At 60.2% G+C, this 12,668-nt stretch carries 17 protein-coding genes; 7 read left to right on the top strand and 10 right to left on the bottom strand.

Annotated features, from left to right (window positions below; genetic code table 11):
• Window positions 1–21: 21 nt before the first annotated feature.
• Both H8790_RS01955 and H8790_RS01950 read right to left on the bottom strand, forming a co-directional pair.
• Complete coding sequence (locus H8790_RS01955) at window positions 22–492, bottom strand: UvrB/UvrC motif-containing protein (protein WP_187333424.1); 471 nt, start codon at window positions 490–492, stop codon at window positions 22–24.
• 54 nt (window positions 493–546) lie between these two features.
• Window positions 547–996, bottom strand: coding sequence for a CtsR family transcriptional regulator (locus H8790_RS01950; protein WP_187333423.1), 450 nt, complete (start codon window positions 994–996; stop codon window positions 547–549).
• Between the two features lie 238 nt (window positions 997–1,234).
• Between H8790_RS01950 and H8790_RS01945 the strand changes: the two genes are divergently transcribed.
• The 3 genes from H8790_RS01945 to rsmI all read left to right on the top strand — a co-directional run bounded on the left by H8790_RS01945 (window position 1,235) and on the right by rsmI (window position 3,123).
• The gene (locus tag H8790_RS01945) at window positions 1,235–1,408 is read left to right on the top strand and encodes a DUF362 domain-containing protein (RefSeq protein WP_243208539.1); all 174 of its coding nucleotides are present in this window, start codon (window positions 1,235–1,237) and stop codon (window positions 1,406–1,408) included.
• Window positions 1,409–1,549: 141 nt separating this feature from the next.
• Window positions 1,550–2,287 (top strand): tRNA1(Val) (adenine(37)-N6)-methyltransferase, encoded by a 738-nt coding sequence (locus H8790_RS01940; protein ID WP_187333421.1) that lies wholly within the window; start codon window positions 1,550–1,552, stop codon window positions 2,285–2,287.
• Window positions 2,284–3,123 carry a 16S rRNA (cytidine(1402)-2'-O)-methyltransferase gene (rsmI, locus tag H8790_RS01935; RefSeq protein WP_187333420.1) on the top strand — a complete coding sequence of 280 codons (840 nt, stop codon included), beginning with the start codon at window positions 2,284–2,286 and terminating at the stop codon, window positions 3,121–3,123. Before H8790_RS01940 ends, rsmI begins: the two co-directional genes overlap by 4 nt.
• A gap of 120 nt (window positions 3,124–3,243) precedes the next feature.
• Here rsmI and H8790_RS01930 read toward each other — a convergent pair whose 3' ends face one another.
• On the bottom strand, window positions 3,244–3,486 hold the full coding sequence (locus H8790_RS01930; RefSeq protein WP_187334209.1) for an AbrB/MazE/SpoVT family DNA-binding domain-containing protein: 243 nt from the start codon (window positions 3,484–3,486) through the stop codon (window positions 3,244–3,246).
• A gap of 163 nt (window positions 3,487–3,649) precedes the next feature.
• On the opposite strand from H8790_RS01930, the gene H8790_RS01925 reads away from it, so the two are divergent.
• Complete coding sequence (locus H8790_RS01925) at window positions 3,650–4,228, top strand: nucleoside recognition domain-containing protein (RefSeq protein WP_187333419.1); 579 nt, start codon at window positions 3,650–3,652, stop codon at window positions 4,226–4,228.
• Entirely contained in the window at window positions 4,228–4,749 is a 522-nt protein-coding gene (locus tag H8790_RS01920; protein WP_187334208.1) for a spore maturation protein, read from the top strand. The genes H8790_RS01925 and H8790_RS01920 overlap by 1 nt, the downstream gene beginning before the upstream one ends.
• A 35-nt stretch (window positions 4,750–4,784) precedes the next feature.
• On the opposite strand, the gene H8790_RS01915 is transcribed toward H8790_RS01920, so the two are convergent.
• The 6 genes from H8790_RS01915 to murI are packed head-to-tail and all read right to left on the bottom strand — an operon-like array spanning window position 4,785 to window position 9,394.
• Entirely contained in the window at window positions 4,785–5,123 is a 339-nt protein-coding gene (locus H8790_RS01915; protein ID WP_187333418.1) for a branched-chain amino acid transporter permease, read from the bottom strand.
• Window positions 5,114–5,806 (bottom strand): AzlC family ABC transporter permease, encoded by a 693-nt coding sequence (locus H8790_RS01910; RefSeq protein ID WP_187333417.1) that lies wholly within the window; start codon window positions 5,804–5,806, stop codon window positions 5,114–5,116. The genes H8790_RS01915 and H8790_RS01910 overlap by 10 nt, the downstream gene beginning before the upstream one ends.
• A 44-nt stretch (window positions 5,807–5,850) precedes the next feature.
• Window positions 5,851–6,381 carry a prolyl-tRNA synthetase associated domain-containing protein gene (locus H8790_RS01905; RefSeq protein ID WP_187333416.1) on the bottom strand — a complete coding sequence of 177 codons (531 nt, stop codon included), beginning with the start codon at window positions 6,379–6,381 and terminating at the stop codon, window positions 5,851–5,853.
• The gene (gene argS / locus H8790_RS01900) at window positions 6,382–8,127 is read right to left on the bottom strand and encodes an arginine--tRNA ligase (protein ID WP_187333415.1); all 1,746 of its coding nucleotides are present in this window, start codon (window positions 8,125–8,127) and stop codon (window positions 6,382–6,384) included.
• Between the two features lie 42 nt (window positions 8,128–8,169).
• Window positions 8,170–8,616, bottom strand: a complete 447-nt coding sequence (locus tag H8790_RS01895) for a DUF1934 domain-containing protein (RefSeq protein ID WP_187333414.1) — start codon at window positions 8,614–8,616, stop codon at window positions 8,170–8,172.
• The gene (murI, locus tag H8790_RS01890) at window positions 8,582–9,394 is read right to left on the bottom strand and encodes a glutamate racemase (RefSeq protein ID WP_187333413.1); all 813 of its coding nucleotides are present in this window, start codon (window positions 9,392–9,394) and stop codon (window positions 8,582–8,584) included. The genes H8790_RS01895 and murI overlap by 35 nt, the downstream gene beginning before the upstream one ends.
• Before the next feature lie 266 nt (window positions 9,395–9,660).
• Here murI and H8790_RS01885 point away from each other — a divergent pair, with 266 nt between their 5' ends.
• Entirely contained in the window at window positions 9,661–10,068 is a 408-nt protein-coding gene (locus H8790_RS01885; protein WP_187333412.1) for a hypothetical protein, read from the top strand.
• Window positions 10,069–10,097: 29 nt separating this feature from the next.
• Window positions 10,098–11,219, top strand: coding sequence for a DUF362 domain-containing protein (locus tag H8790_RS01880; RefSeq protein WP_187333411.1), 1,122 nt, complete (start codon window positions 10,098–10,100; stop codon window positions 11,217–11,219).
• An 86-nt stretch (window positions 11,220–11,305) separates the two neighbouring features.
• Here H8790_RS01880 and H8790_RS01875 read toward each other — a convergent pair whose 3' ends face one another.
• Window positions 11,306–12,661 carry an MATE family efflux transporter gene (locus H8790_RS01875; RefSeq protein WP_187333410.1) on the bottom strand — a complete coding sequence of 452 codons (1,356 nt, stop codon included), beginning with the start codon at window positions 12,659–12,661 and terminating at the stop codon, window positions 11,306–11,308.
• Window positions 12,662–12,668: the final 7 nt, after the last annotated feature.

Below are 12,668 nucleotides of genomic sequence, written 5' to 3'. Positions count from 1 at the left end.
AGAGGGGGAGTCCCCCCTCTCTTAGGTTTCCTGTTCCTTGGCGTGGATCTGATCCCTCAGCTCCGCCGCCCGCTCAAAGTTCTCGCTTTCAATGGCCTTTTGCATCTCCACCCGCAGGGCGTTCAGCTCCCGCTGACGGGATACCTGCTTCTGCTCCTCTTCGGAGACCAGGTGCTCGTTCTCCTGAGCGGCGGTCTGGCCGCTGCCCAGGGCCGGCATGGAAAAGAAATCCTGGAAAAAGCTGTCGCCCAGCAGTCCGCCGAAGCTGTCGCCAAAGAAGGACTCCCTTCCGCCGGCCAGCATGGGGGTGAACATGGAGGCAAAGCTCCTCTCAAACAGGTTCTGCATACTGGTGTAGCTGTCCTGGATCCTCCGGGTGTACCCTAACTTCTCCGCGCACTCCTGGCACAGATGCTTCTCTTCCACCTTGCCGTTGATATTGCTCTTATACACAAACGTAACTTCATTCTTGCCACAATTTTCGCACTTCATAATCCATACCTCCAATATATCATTACATATTGATTGACCAATTCATTTGACCTGCTACACAGCGTGCACCAGCACCTGTTTGACGATGGACGCCCGCAGACGGTCCCTGTCCTCCCGGGCCACGGACCGCAGCGCGTTGTCGCCGATGGCGATCAGCAGCGTCCGCCCCACGTCCAACTCCACCGCCCCGGATTCCACCAGGTTTCCCAAGATGGCCCGGGCCGATTTCAGATCCAGCTCGTCGCCGATGGAGTTGATGACCTGCATCAACAGCGTCTGGCGATCCACCCGCACTCGTGTGATGCGGATATACCCGTTGCCGCCCCTGCGGCTTTCCACGATATACCCGTGCTCCGGAGAAAAGCGGGTGGACATGACGTAGTTGATCTGGCTGGGCACACAGTTGAACCGCTGCGCCAAGTCGCTGCGCTGCAGCTCCAGTACGCCGTCGGCCTCCTCCAGACTGTCCTGGATAAAGTCCGCGATCAGATCGGAAATTCCCATTCGCTGTCCCGCCTTTCTGTTTCGGTCTTGTAATTTGACTTTGACTTTCTTTGACCTTGTTTCTGATTGTCAGTATACCACGTCGGCATCAAATGTCAAGGGGGAAAGTTTGACTTTCTTTGACCAATTTGAAAACAATTTGTGAATGGGTTTTTGTGAATCAAATAACGAAAACCGCTTGCAATTTTCAGGAATCATGATACAATTGAGAATACAAAAATTTATGGAGGTGCTTCCCATGGCTTACAAGATCACTTCTGCTTGCGTCAGCTGCGGTGCCTGCGCGGATGCCTGCCCCGCCGGCGCAATCAGCCAGGGCGATGATTCCTACATCATCGACGCCAGTGCCTGCTTGGACTGCGGTTCTTGCAGCGATACCTGCCCCAACGGCGCCATTGTTCCCGCTGAATAATCGGACAATACATAAAATACACCGTGGGGCTCCACGGTGTATTTTTGTTGCTTCCGCCTCTGTAATACTATATAATAAAGTAGTTTCATCCGCCGCCTCTGCCGATCCGCGGGGCGGCGATTCCAAATCCGGAGGGCTGCCATGGAGCGGATGGACCAGCTGTGGCCGGGAGGGCCGCGCTATTACTATGACGACGCATATTTTCCCCCGGGCACCGATTCCTTTCTGCTGGGCGCCTTCCCCCGCCTCCGCCCTGGAGAGCGGGTCTGTGACCTGGGCTGCGGCACTGGGCTTTTGGGGCTTTTGATGCTGGCCCGGGAGCCGTCCCTTCATGTCACGGGAGTGGACATCCAGCCTGGCCCCTTGGCCCTGGCCAGGAAAAGCGCCGCGGAAAGCCACTTCGACATGTCTTTTTTACAGGCCGACCTGCGCCATCCGGAACAGCTGCCGCCGGCAGGCAGCTTTGACCTGGTGGTCTGCAACCCACCTTACTTTAAACCGGACAGCGGCTTTGCCGCCCGGGGACAAGCCCGCCGGATCGCCCGGGCGGAGGAGACCGCCTCATTGGAGGAGGTCTGTGCCGCGGCGGCGCGGCTGCTGCGCTGGGGCGGGCGGCTGGCTCTGGTCTACCGGCCGGAACGGCTGTGCGATCTGATGTGCGCCCTGCGAGGCTGCGGCATTGAGCCCAAGCGGCTCCGGTGGGTGGAAAGCCGCATCGGCACCGCCCCTTCCCTGCTGCTTTTGGAGGGCCGGCGGGGCGGCGGGAGCGGCCTCACCACGGAACCGCCCCTGGTGCTCCGGGATCAGCTGGGCCGGGACACGCCGGAGGTAGATGCCATCTACTTTCGAAATCGAACAACGGAGGACGCACCCCTATGAGCGGAACACTGTACTTGGTCGCCACCCCCATCGGGAACTTGGGCGACTTCTCTCCCCGGGCCCTGGCGACCCTGCAGCAGGTGGATTTCATCGCCGCCGAAGATACCCGGGTCTCAGTCAAGCTGTTGAACCATTTCGGCGTCAAAAAACCCATGGTCAGCTACCACGAGCACAACCACATCAGCGCCGGGCAGACCATCCTCAACCGCCTTGTGGGCGGCGAGAGCTGCGCCCTGATCACCGATGCGGGCACCCCGGCCATCAGCGATCCCGGGGAGGACCTGGTCCGCCTTTGCGCAGCGTCCGGGGTCAGCGTGCTGAGCATCCCCGGCTGCTGCGCGGCCGTCAGCGCCCTGGCCGTCTCCGGACTCCCCACCGGGCGGTTCACCTTTGAGGGGTTTCTCACCACCAACAAAAAAAGCCGTCGGGAGCACCTCCAATCCCTGCTGAATGAGCGGCGCACCATGGTCTTCCACGAGGCGCCCCACAAGCTCTGCACCACCCTAACGGACCTGTGCGAGGCCTTTGGGCCGGATCGGAACATCGCCCTGTGCCGGGAGCTGACCAAGCTCCATGAGGAGACCATGCGCACCACACTGGGCGAGGCGGTCCGCTTTTACCAGGATCACGCGCCCAAGGGGGAATATGTCCTGGTCCTGGCTGGAGCGGAGCTTGCGCAGCAGCCGCAGTTTACCCTGAGCGACGGCGTGGAGCGGGTCATGGGCCTCAAGGCCCAGGGCGCGCGGATGAAGGACGCCGTCCGTCAGGCCGCCGAGGAGATGGAGCTCTCCCGCAACGAGCTCTATCAGGCCGTGCTGGAACGGGAGGGCAGTTGATTTCCCAGGGAATAATGTTCCTGCCGCAGCCGACATTCTATCAGAACGGGCCTGCCGCTTTAAATAAGCGGCAGGCCCGTTTCTCTTCAAAAAAAGCAGACGCCCAAGGCGTCTGCGATCTCACATATTCTTCATTTCTTTTAAACACTTCGGGCAAACATTTTTGCCCTTGAAAGTGGTAATCTCTTTCGTGCTGTCGCAGAAAATGCAGCTGGGTTTATATTTTTTCAGAATAACAGAGGACCCTTCCACATAAATCTCCAATGCGTCCTTCTCGGCAATGTCCAGTGTACGGCGCATTTCAATGGGCAGGACAATACGGCCCAGCTCGTCCACTTTTCTGACAATACCTGTCGACTTCATCCCTACGCTCCTTTCTCGCTCAACCGCGAATGCAAAACTCATACGGCCCTGTAAATTTGCATTAATGACAATATCATAGGCTGTCATATTTTGTCAACCTAAATCACGTAAAATTTGTAAAATATTCATATTTAGTTTTACATAACACAGGAGGAGTAATTTTATGGCAATGACCATTGTTTGGACTGGAATGGTCGTAATATCTTTAATTTTCGGAGCTTTTACAGGAAATATGAGTGCTGTCAGTGCAGCTGCTTTGGAAGGTGCAAAAAGCGCTGTGGAATTATGTCTTTCAATGTCAGGAATAATTTGTCTTTGGAGCGGGGTCATGGAGATTATGAACCAGGCGGGAATATCCGGCGCCCTCTCCCGGGCGTTCCGTCCGCTGCTGCGGCGGCTGATGCCCTGCGCCTGCCGGGATCCGGAGACCCTGGAGGCCATCTCCGCCAATGTCTCTGCCAACCTTCTGGGCCTGGGCAACGCCGCTACGCCCCTCGGCATCCGGGCGGCCCGCCGCATGGCGCGGGGAATGGAGGGAAAAGCCAGCGACGAACTGTGCCTGTTGGTGGTGATGAACACTGCCTCCATCCAGCTGATCCCGGCCACCATCGCCGGTGTCCGGGGCGCCTGCGGCTCCGCCTCGCCCTTTGACATCCTTCCCGCCGTGTGGCTGGCCTCCATCCTCTCGGTGACAGCGGGGCTCCTGGCCGCCAAACTCTTCTCCCGGTTCTGGAGGGCATGATGGACGTCTCTTCCTGGATTGTACCCTGCCTGCTGGCCTTTGTGGCCCTCTATGCGGCGGGCAAAAAAGTGGATGTCTACGGCGCGCTGACCCACGGCGCGGAGGAGGGGCTGGCCGTGACCGTCCGCATCCTGCCCGCCCTGGTGGGGCTGCTCACAGCCGTGGCCATGTTCCGCGCCTCCGGAGCCATGGAGTGCTTTGCCCAGGCCTGCGCCCCCCTGCTCCGGGCCATCGGCATCCCTCCGGAAACCACGCCCATGCTCCTGATCCGACCGGTCAGCGGCAACGGCGCCCTGGCGGTGGGCACGGAGCTGATGCAGACCTACGGCCCAGACTCTTACATCGGGCGGGTGGCCGCGGTGATGTTGGGCAGCACGGAGACCACCTTCTATACCATTGCGGTCTATTTCGGCTCCGCCGGCATTCATAAGACCCGCTACGCCATCCCCGCGGCGCTGGTGGCAGACCTGACCGGCTTCATGGCCGCCGCCTTTGCCGTGCGGCTTTTCTTCGGCATGTAAAAAAAAGAGGCGCGTACGCGCCTCTTTTAAAGCCTCTATCCAGCAAAGACCACCTGCACCAAAAGCATGTAGACCGCCGTTCCCCCCGCGATGGAGAGGAGCACATTGTTCTTCCAGCAGTGGAGCGCCACAATGGCGGCAATGGCAATCCCCTCCGGCAGGGCGTGGGGCGCAAGGCGGAGGGATACACCCTTCAGGCAGTAGACCACCAGAAGGCCCATCACCGCGGGCGGCAGCAGCTTCCCCAGGTCCCGCACCACGGCGGGGGGCTCCCGGTTCTCCGGGAACAGTAAAAAGGGCAGCCACCGGGTCACCTGCGTCCCGAGGGCCACAGCCAAAATGATGAGAAGCGTTTGAACAGGCGTTAAGTACACAGCTTTTTCCTCCCAATCAGCAGCGAGATCAGAATCAGCACCATGGCCGGGATCACCAGGTTGTCCGCGCCGAACACCACCAGGCTCACCGCGGTACAGAGCACGCCGATGACGGCGGAGGGCCGGTTTTCCCGCTTCTTCCACTGCTCTAAGAAGAGCACCACAAAAAGCGCCGTCAGTGCAAAGTCCAGCCCTGTGGTGTCAAAGGTCAGCAGCCCGCCCACCGCCGCGCCCAGCAGGGACCCGGCCAGCCAGTAGCCGTAGTCCAGCAGAGTGACGGAGAGGTAAAAATCCTTGGGCTCCACCCCTTCCGGCGGCTCCACCGTGGAAACGATGGAAAAGGTCTCGTCACAGAGCATGTAGACAAGAGGGAATTTAGCCTTCCCCAGGCCCTTGTACTTCTCCAGCATGCTCAGCCCGTAGAACATGTGGCGGGCGTTCACCATGATGCTCAAAAGGAAAGCCTGAAGCGGGTCGAACACCTGGGTCAGCAGCGTGATGGCCACAAACTGCATGCTGCCGCAGAAGGCCACCGCGCTCATCAGCCCGGTCCACAGCACCCCGTAGCCCCGGGTGGACATCAAAATGCCGTAGGCCACCCCCAGGCAGAGGAAGCCCGTCAACACCGGGATGGTGACGGGAAAGGCGGCGCGCAGCGCCTTTTGATACTGGGTTTTTCTCATAGTTCCTCCGAATAAGGCAGGGGATGTCTCCATCCCCTGCCGTTTTACTGGGTTTCCTCCTGCTCCCACACCACCGGGTTCCCCAGCTCCTCCACAAGGCGCAGAAAGTCGCACTTTCGGATGCCCATGGTGGCCGTGTTTCGGCAGGGGTGGAAATTCAGCAGTTCCTGTCCGTCCGCGTCCAGGACGGCGCGTTCCAGCACCAGGACCACGTCGTGCTCCCGGTTGTTGACGAGGCCCAGCGGGCTTACGGAGCCCGGCGTCAGCCCCAACTTCTCATAGAGCTCATCGGCGCCGGCAAAGGTGGGCCGGCGCCAGCCGGTGCTTTTTGCAAAGTGCCTGCTGTCCAGCTGGCGGTGGTCCTCCAGAACCACCAGGTAGAACCGGAGCGTCTTCTTATCCTTGATGAGAAGGCACTTCAGATTCAGCCCAGGCATCACCAGGCCCAATTGCTCCGCCTCCTCCACTGTGAAGAAGGCTTCGTGCTCATAGAGCTCATACCGGATGTTCAACCGCTTAAGCAGGGCCAGCAGTTCCTCCCCGCCCCGGTTTTTGCGCTGCTCCATAAAGTCCATTTACATCTTCTCCGGCGCGTCCACACCAATCAGCGCAAGCCCGTTGCGCAGGACGCTGCGGGTCAGGTCTGCCAGCTTCAGCCGGGCGGAAAGCACCCGGGGCTCCTCGCCCTTGATGCGGCAGGCCGTGTAGAACCGGTGGAAGCAGCCGGCCAGCTCCACCAGGTAACGGTTGATGTGGGAGGGGTCGTAGTCCCGGGCCGCCAGGCGGATTTCCTCACAGTAGGCAGAGAGCTGCTTGATGAGCGCGCGCTCCGTCTCACCGCTCAAAAGGCCCATATCCACATCCGCCATGGAGGGGACTTCCTCTCCCTCCCCTTTCAGCGCCCGCAGCAGCGAGCAGATACGGGCATGGGCGTACTCCACGTAGTAGATGGGGTTCTCCGAATCCTCCCGCACGGCAAGGCCCAGGTCAAAGTCCATCTGGGTGTCGGGCTTGGAGTTGAAGAACCAGCGGGCCGCGTCCACCGGAATCTCGTCCAGCAGGTCGCTGAGGGAGATGGCCTTTCCGGTCCGCTTTGACATGCGCACCACCTCGCCGTCCCGCAAAAGCTTCACCAGCTGCATCAGCACGATGTCCAGTTTTTCCGTCCCGTCCAGGCCCAGGGCGTCCAGTGCCCCCTTCAGCCGGGCCACATGGCCGTGGTGGTCGGCGCCCCAGACGTTGATGACCCGGTCAAAGCCCCGGACGGCAAACTTGTTGCGGTGATAGGCGATGTCGGCGGCAAAGTAGGTGTAGAAGCCGTTGGCCCGGCGCAGCACGTCATCCTTCAAGTCCAGCTTTTCAATCTCCGCCTCGCTTTTACCCGCCTTGCGGAGGTTTTCACGCATGATGTCGGCAGTCTTCAGCCACAGCGCGCCCTCTTTTTCATAGGTCCAGCCGGCGGCGCTGAGCTGCTCCGCCGTCTCAGCCACATAGCCGCTGTCGTGGAGGGAGGACTCATAAAACCAGTTGTCGTAGTGGATTTTGTAGCGCTCCAGGTCGGATTTCATCTTGGGCAGGTTGACGCTGAGGCCGAACTGGGCCAGGGTGTTGCGCCGCTCCTCCACATCCGCGCGGAGGAGCTTGTCCCCGTTCTGGTCATAGTACAGCTGGGCAAGCTCCCGGATGTCCGCACCCTGGTACCCGTCCTCGGGGAAGGGCACGTTCTCCTCCCCCTGGATGAGCTGGAGATAGCGGGCCTCCAGGGACTGGGCGAACTTGTCGATCTGGTGGCCGGCATCGTTGACATAGAACTCCCGGGTCACGTCCGCGCCGCACTTGGCAAGCACGGCGGCCAGCGTGTCGCCCAACACGCCGCCCCGGGCGTTGCCCATGTGCATGGGGCCGGTGGGGTTGGCGGACACGAACTCCACCATGATCTTCTGGCCGGAAAGCTGGCGGGAGGAGCCGTAATCCTCCCCCTCGCTCTCCACCGCCTTCAGGACATCCCGGTACCAGTTCTCACTGGCGCGGAAGTTCAAAAAGCCAGGACCAGCAATCTCCGCGGAGGTGAAATAGCTGCCGCTCAGGTCCATATGGTCCAGCAGCGCCTGGGCGATGTCCCGGGGCTTTTTCCGCAGTGCCTTGGACGCGGCCAGGGCAAAGGTGGTGGTGTAGTCCCCGTTGGCCGCGTCCTTGGGGATTTCCACCGGGGCCTCCTTCACCTCAGCTTCAGGCAGCGTCCCGTCCTCCACCGCGCTGCGGTAGGCCGCCATGGTCAGCTGGGCGATCTGGTCTTTCGCATTTTGAATCATATGAATCATTGGTTGCACCTCATTTGTGAATTTTCGTCCCTGCGGGACCGGTTATTTTTCCTTCACGGTGATATAAAAGCAGTTGCGTCCGGTGACGGAGTGCTCAATGGCAATGGAGTAGCGGATTTCCAGCGTCCCTCCCCGCTCGCTCATGCGGTTTTCCAACAAACTGGTGCTGATGTCCACGGTGAGCTCGCCGTAGAGCGTCTCATAGAGGGAGGTGTGCTGGACGCCCTGCTCAAAGACCATTTGGGAGTTGACGCTCCCGGACCGGGTCAGGATCACTTGCCTGCCCTTGATCTCAAAGGTGGTGGTGGTCCCGGTCATGCCGGTAAGCTCGCTTTCCTCATAACGGAGCACCAGTCCCTCCTCCGTTGGGAACAGCACGCCCTCCGTCATCAGCTCTGTGGCGTCCGGGTCCGCCTCTTCAAAATACTGCTCACCCCGGACGGTGATGAGTACCTCAGTACCGGTCGATGTCAATTCGGTTGGCTTCATGGTGCAGATCCTCCTGTAAAAACCAGGAGGCGATCTGTTCAAAGTCGTCCACCCGGTCGCTGACGTAATAGGTTGCCTCTCCCTGCTGACAGTCTCTCAGCAGGCCCCGGGCCTTCAGGGTGCGCTTGAGTTCAAAGGCGGACTCCTCGCCGGCGGAGATCAGCTCCACCCCATCCCCCATCACGCCGCGGATCACATCGCTCAGCAGCGGATAGTGGGTGCAGCCCAGGATCAGCGTATCGATCCCGCTCTCACGCATGGGTTCCAGATACTCCCTGGCCACCGTGTCGATGACCACGTCGCCCGGGCGGAAACGGCCGTTTTCCACCAGCGGCACAAAAAGCGGACAGGCCCTGGCCACCACCTCCACCTTTTTGTCCAGAGCCCCAATAGTGGTTTCGTAGACTCCGCTGCGCACGGAGGCGTGGGTGGCAATCAGGCCCACACGCCCGCGCCTGGTCACCTCGACCGCCCGGCGGCAGGTGGGCTCCACCACGCCAACCATCGGGAGGTCATTTTCCTCACGCAGCATCTCAAGCGACGTGGTGCTGACGGTGCCGCAGGCGATCAGGATGGCTTTCAAATCAAAGCTGCGCAAAAAGCGAACATCCTGCCGCGCGTACTTTAATATGGTCTCCCGGGACCGCCCGCCGTAGGGGACGCGGGAGGTGTCTCCAAAGTAAATGAGCTGTTCGCCGGGCAGGATCCGCCGCAGGGAACGGACCGCGCTCAGCCCGCCCAGGCCGGAATCAAATACGCCGATGGGTCGGTTATCCATAAGTCCCTCCAATGCCGGAAATATAGAGATCGCGGCATGGCCGCGCAACGCGTTCTGGCCAGCCGGCCTCCGGATAACCTGCATTCGCAGCCTCCGAAAGCCCTGCTGTTTCTTTTGTACCTTAAGTTCTATATTATACTATGTAGCTTTATCCCCGGCAAGTCAGATTTTAGGCTTTTTGCCCACTTTTTTATATGGCATTTTCCATGGAACTTTGCTATAATCATGTAATCATCCAACGACTGGTTCAATGAGGAGGTGTCCCAATGGAAATCAAGCTGACCGAAAAGCAGTACCGCTATCTGCTGGATTTGGTCTACATCGGCAACTGGGTCATGAACTCCACCCGGGAAAACGACCGCATCCGGGAATACGACGCGGTGGAGAGCCTGATTTTCTCCTATTGTGCAGAGCACAGGATGTCAAAGCTCATCGAGCTCTACGATGGGGAGATCATCCCCTCCAAAGCCTTTGCCGAGGGCGGTATCCACGAAGCCATCGCCAACTACGAGGACAACACGTTTTACGAGATTCTGGCGGAGGAACTGGCGCTGCGGGATATGGACGGCCAGCCTCTCACCCGTGAAAACTACAGTGAGCTGGTGGAGCGAATGGACGAATATCTGGGCGAGTTTGAGGAAAACGGAACGGATCACATCTCCGTGGATATGTGAAATCATTACATACAAAGGAGAAATCGAATATGGCAGAAAAGGCAAAAGTATATTTTGCGGATTTCCGGGCCGCGGACTTCCACGAAAATCTCCAGCAAAAGCTGTACCGCCTGATGAAGGCCGCCGGCTGCGGCGATATAGACTTTGAGGGCAAATATGTGGCCATCAAGCTCCATTTCGGCGAGCCCGGCAACCTGGCGTTCCTCCGGCCCAACTGGGCCAAGACGGTGGCGGACTTTGTCCGGGACCAGGGCGGAAAGCCCTTTCTCACCGACTGCAACACCCTCTATGTGGGCGGCCGGAAAAACGCGCTGGACCATCTGGACTCCGCCTACCTCAACGGCTTCTCGCCCCTCTCCACCGGCTGCCACTGCATCATCGCCGACGGCCTCAAGGGGAATGACGAGGCATATGTGCCGGTGGAGGGCGGCGAATACGTGAAGGAAGCCAAAATCGGCCGCGCCATTATGGACGCCGACATCCTCATCTCCCTCACCCACTTCAAGGGCCATGAAAACACCGGCTTTGGCGGTGTGCTGAAAAATATCGGCATGGGCAGCGGTTCCCGGGCCGGCAAGATGGAACAGCATAACGCCGGAAAGCCCTCTGTGGACAGCGACAAGTGCGTGGGCTGTGGCACCTGCCAGGAAATCTGCGCCCACGACGCGGCCGTGGTGGGGCCGGACGGCAAGGCCTCCATCGACCAAGGCAAATGCGTGGGCTGCGGCCGCTGCCTGACCCACTGCCCCATGGACGCGGTCTACGCCTCCAACGACGAGTCCAACGACATCCTCAACTGCAAGATCGCCGAGTACACCAAGGCGGTGGTGGACGGCCGTCCCTGCTTCCACATCTCCCTGGTGATCGACGTGTCCCCGCTGTGCGACTGCTACTGGCTCAACGACGCCCCCATCGTGCAGGACGTGGGCATGTTCGCTTCCTTTGACCCCATCGCACTGGACCAGGCCTGCGCTGACGCGGTCAATGCCCAGCCTCCGCTGCCCGGCTCCGCCCTGGACGGGGAAAACTTCCACGAGTGCGGCCACGACCACTTCCACTATATGCACCCGGACACCAACTGGGAGACCGCCCTGAACCACGGCGAAGCCCTGGGGCTCGGCACCCGGCAGTACGAACTTATCAAAATCTGAATCTCATGAAAAGAGGGCGGAGCGCCGGCTCCGCCCTCTTTTTGCCGCCATGGAATCAAACAAAACCTTCTTCTCTCATGTCCGGGTCAGTCCCGCAGCCGGGTCACTTCCCAGCGGCGGCCCCGGAACCGGAGCACAAAGGCCGCCATGCGCACCACCCAGTCGATGAACATGGCGTACCAGATGCCAAGCACGCCAAAGCCCCAGCTCCGGGCCATCACCACGCCGATGGCCACACGGAAAATCCACATGGACAGCGAAGAGGTGATCATGGTGAAGCGGGTGTCCCCCGCGGCCCGCAGGGCCTGGGGCAACGTGAAGGCCAGGGGCCAGATCGCAATACCCACCACGCCGTGCCAGATCAGGATGTTGGTGGCATAGGCCGAGGCCTCCGCCGATACGCCGTAGATGTCAATGATCAGCGGCAGCGCCGCAAGAATGGCCAGGTTTAAAAAGAGGCCGTAGATATAGTTCATCTTCAGCAGCCTCTTCGTGTAAAGCCGGGCCTGGTCGTAGCTGCCCGCTCCCACGCAGCGGGAGACCACCGTCACCATGGCAAGGCCCATGGCGTTGCCGGCGATGCACTGGAAAACGCCGATGGTATTTCCGATGGAGTTGGCGGTGATGGACGCGGTGCCGAGGCCCGATACGGTGGACAGCAGCAAAATCTTACCCAACTGGAACATGCTGCTCTCCACGCCGTTGGGCACGCCGAAGTGAAGGAAATTGCGGATCACCACGCCGTCATGGCTGCGGGGAATCCGCTTGACCTGGAGTGCGGAGCCCGGACGGCGCAGCAGCATCAGGATCATCCCGGCCGCCACCACCCGGGACACCAGCGTAGGGACAGCCACGCCCTCCACGCCCCGGTGCAGCCCGAAGATCAGCAATGCGTTGCCCGCCACATTGATGCCGTTCATCACCAGCGATACCTGCATGGAGATGTTGGAATTTCCCATCACCCGGAAAAGGGCAGCACCGGCGTTATAGAGCGCCAGGAAGGGGATGGAGGCCTCCACGATCAGATAGTAGGTGCCCGCGTAGGCGGCCACGTCCGCCTCCACCTGGCCGAACACCACGCCAAGGACGAACTGCTTGCACACATAGATCAAAACCGTCACCAACAGGGAGATTTCCAGCATAAAGAGCAGCAGCTGCTCGCCGGAGTGGCTGGCCTTATCCAGCTCCCTGCGGCCCATGTACTGTCCCACCACCACCGCACCGCCGGTGGCCAGGGCGGAAAAGGCGTTGATCAAAAGCACATTCACCGTATCCACCAAAGAGACGGCCGAAATGGCGGCCTCTCCCACCCGGGCCACCATCAGCGAGTCCGCCAGGCCCACGGTGATGGCCAGCAGCTGCTCAATGACCAGCGGGATAATCAGGTGGCGCAGGTCCGCCCTTGTAAAAAACGCGTCCTCCTGACGCAGTGTCTGTTCCATTGCTGTT

It is taken from the genome of Oscillibacter hominis (assembly GCF_014334055.1).
In the GTDB taxonomy this organism is placed as follows: Bacteria; Bacillota; Clostridia; order Oscillospirales; family Oscillospiraceae; genus Oscillibacter; species Oscillibacter hominis.
This window is presented reverse-complemented; position numbering and strand designations above follow the sequence as displayed.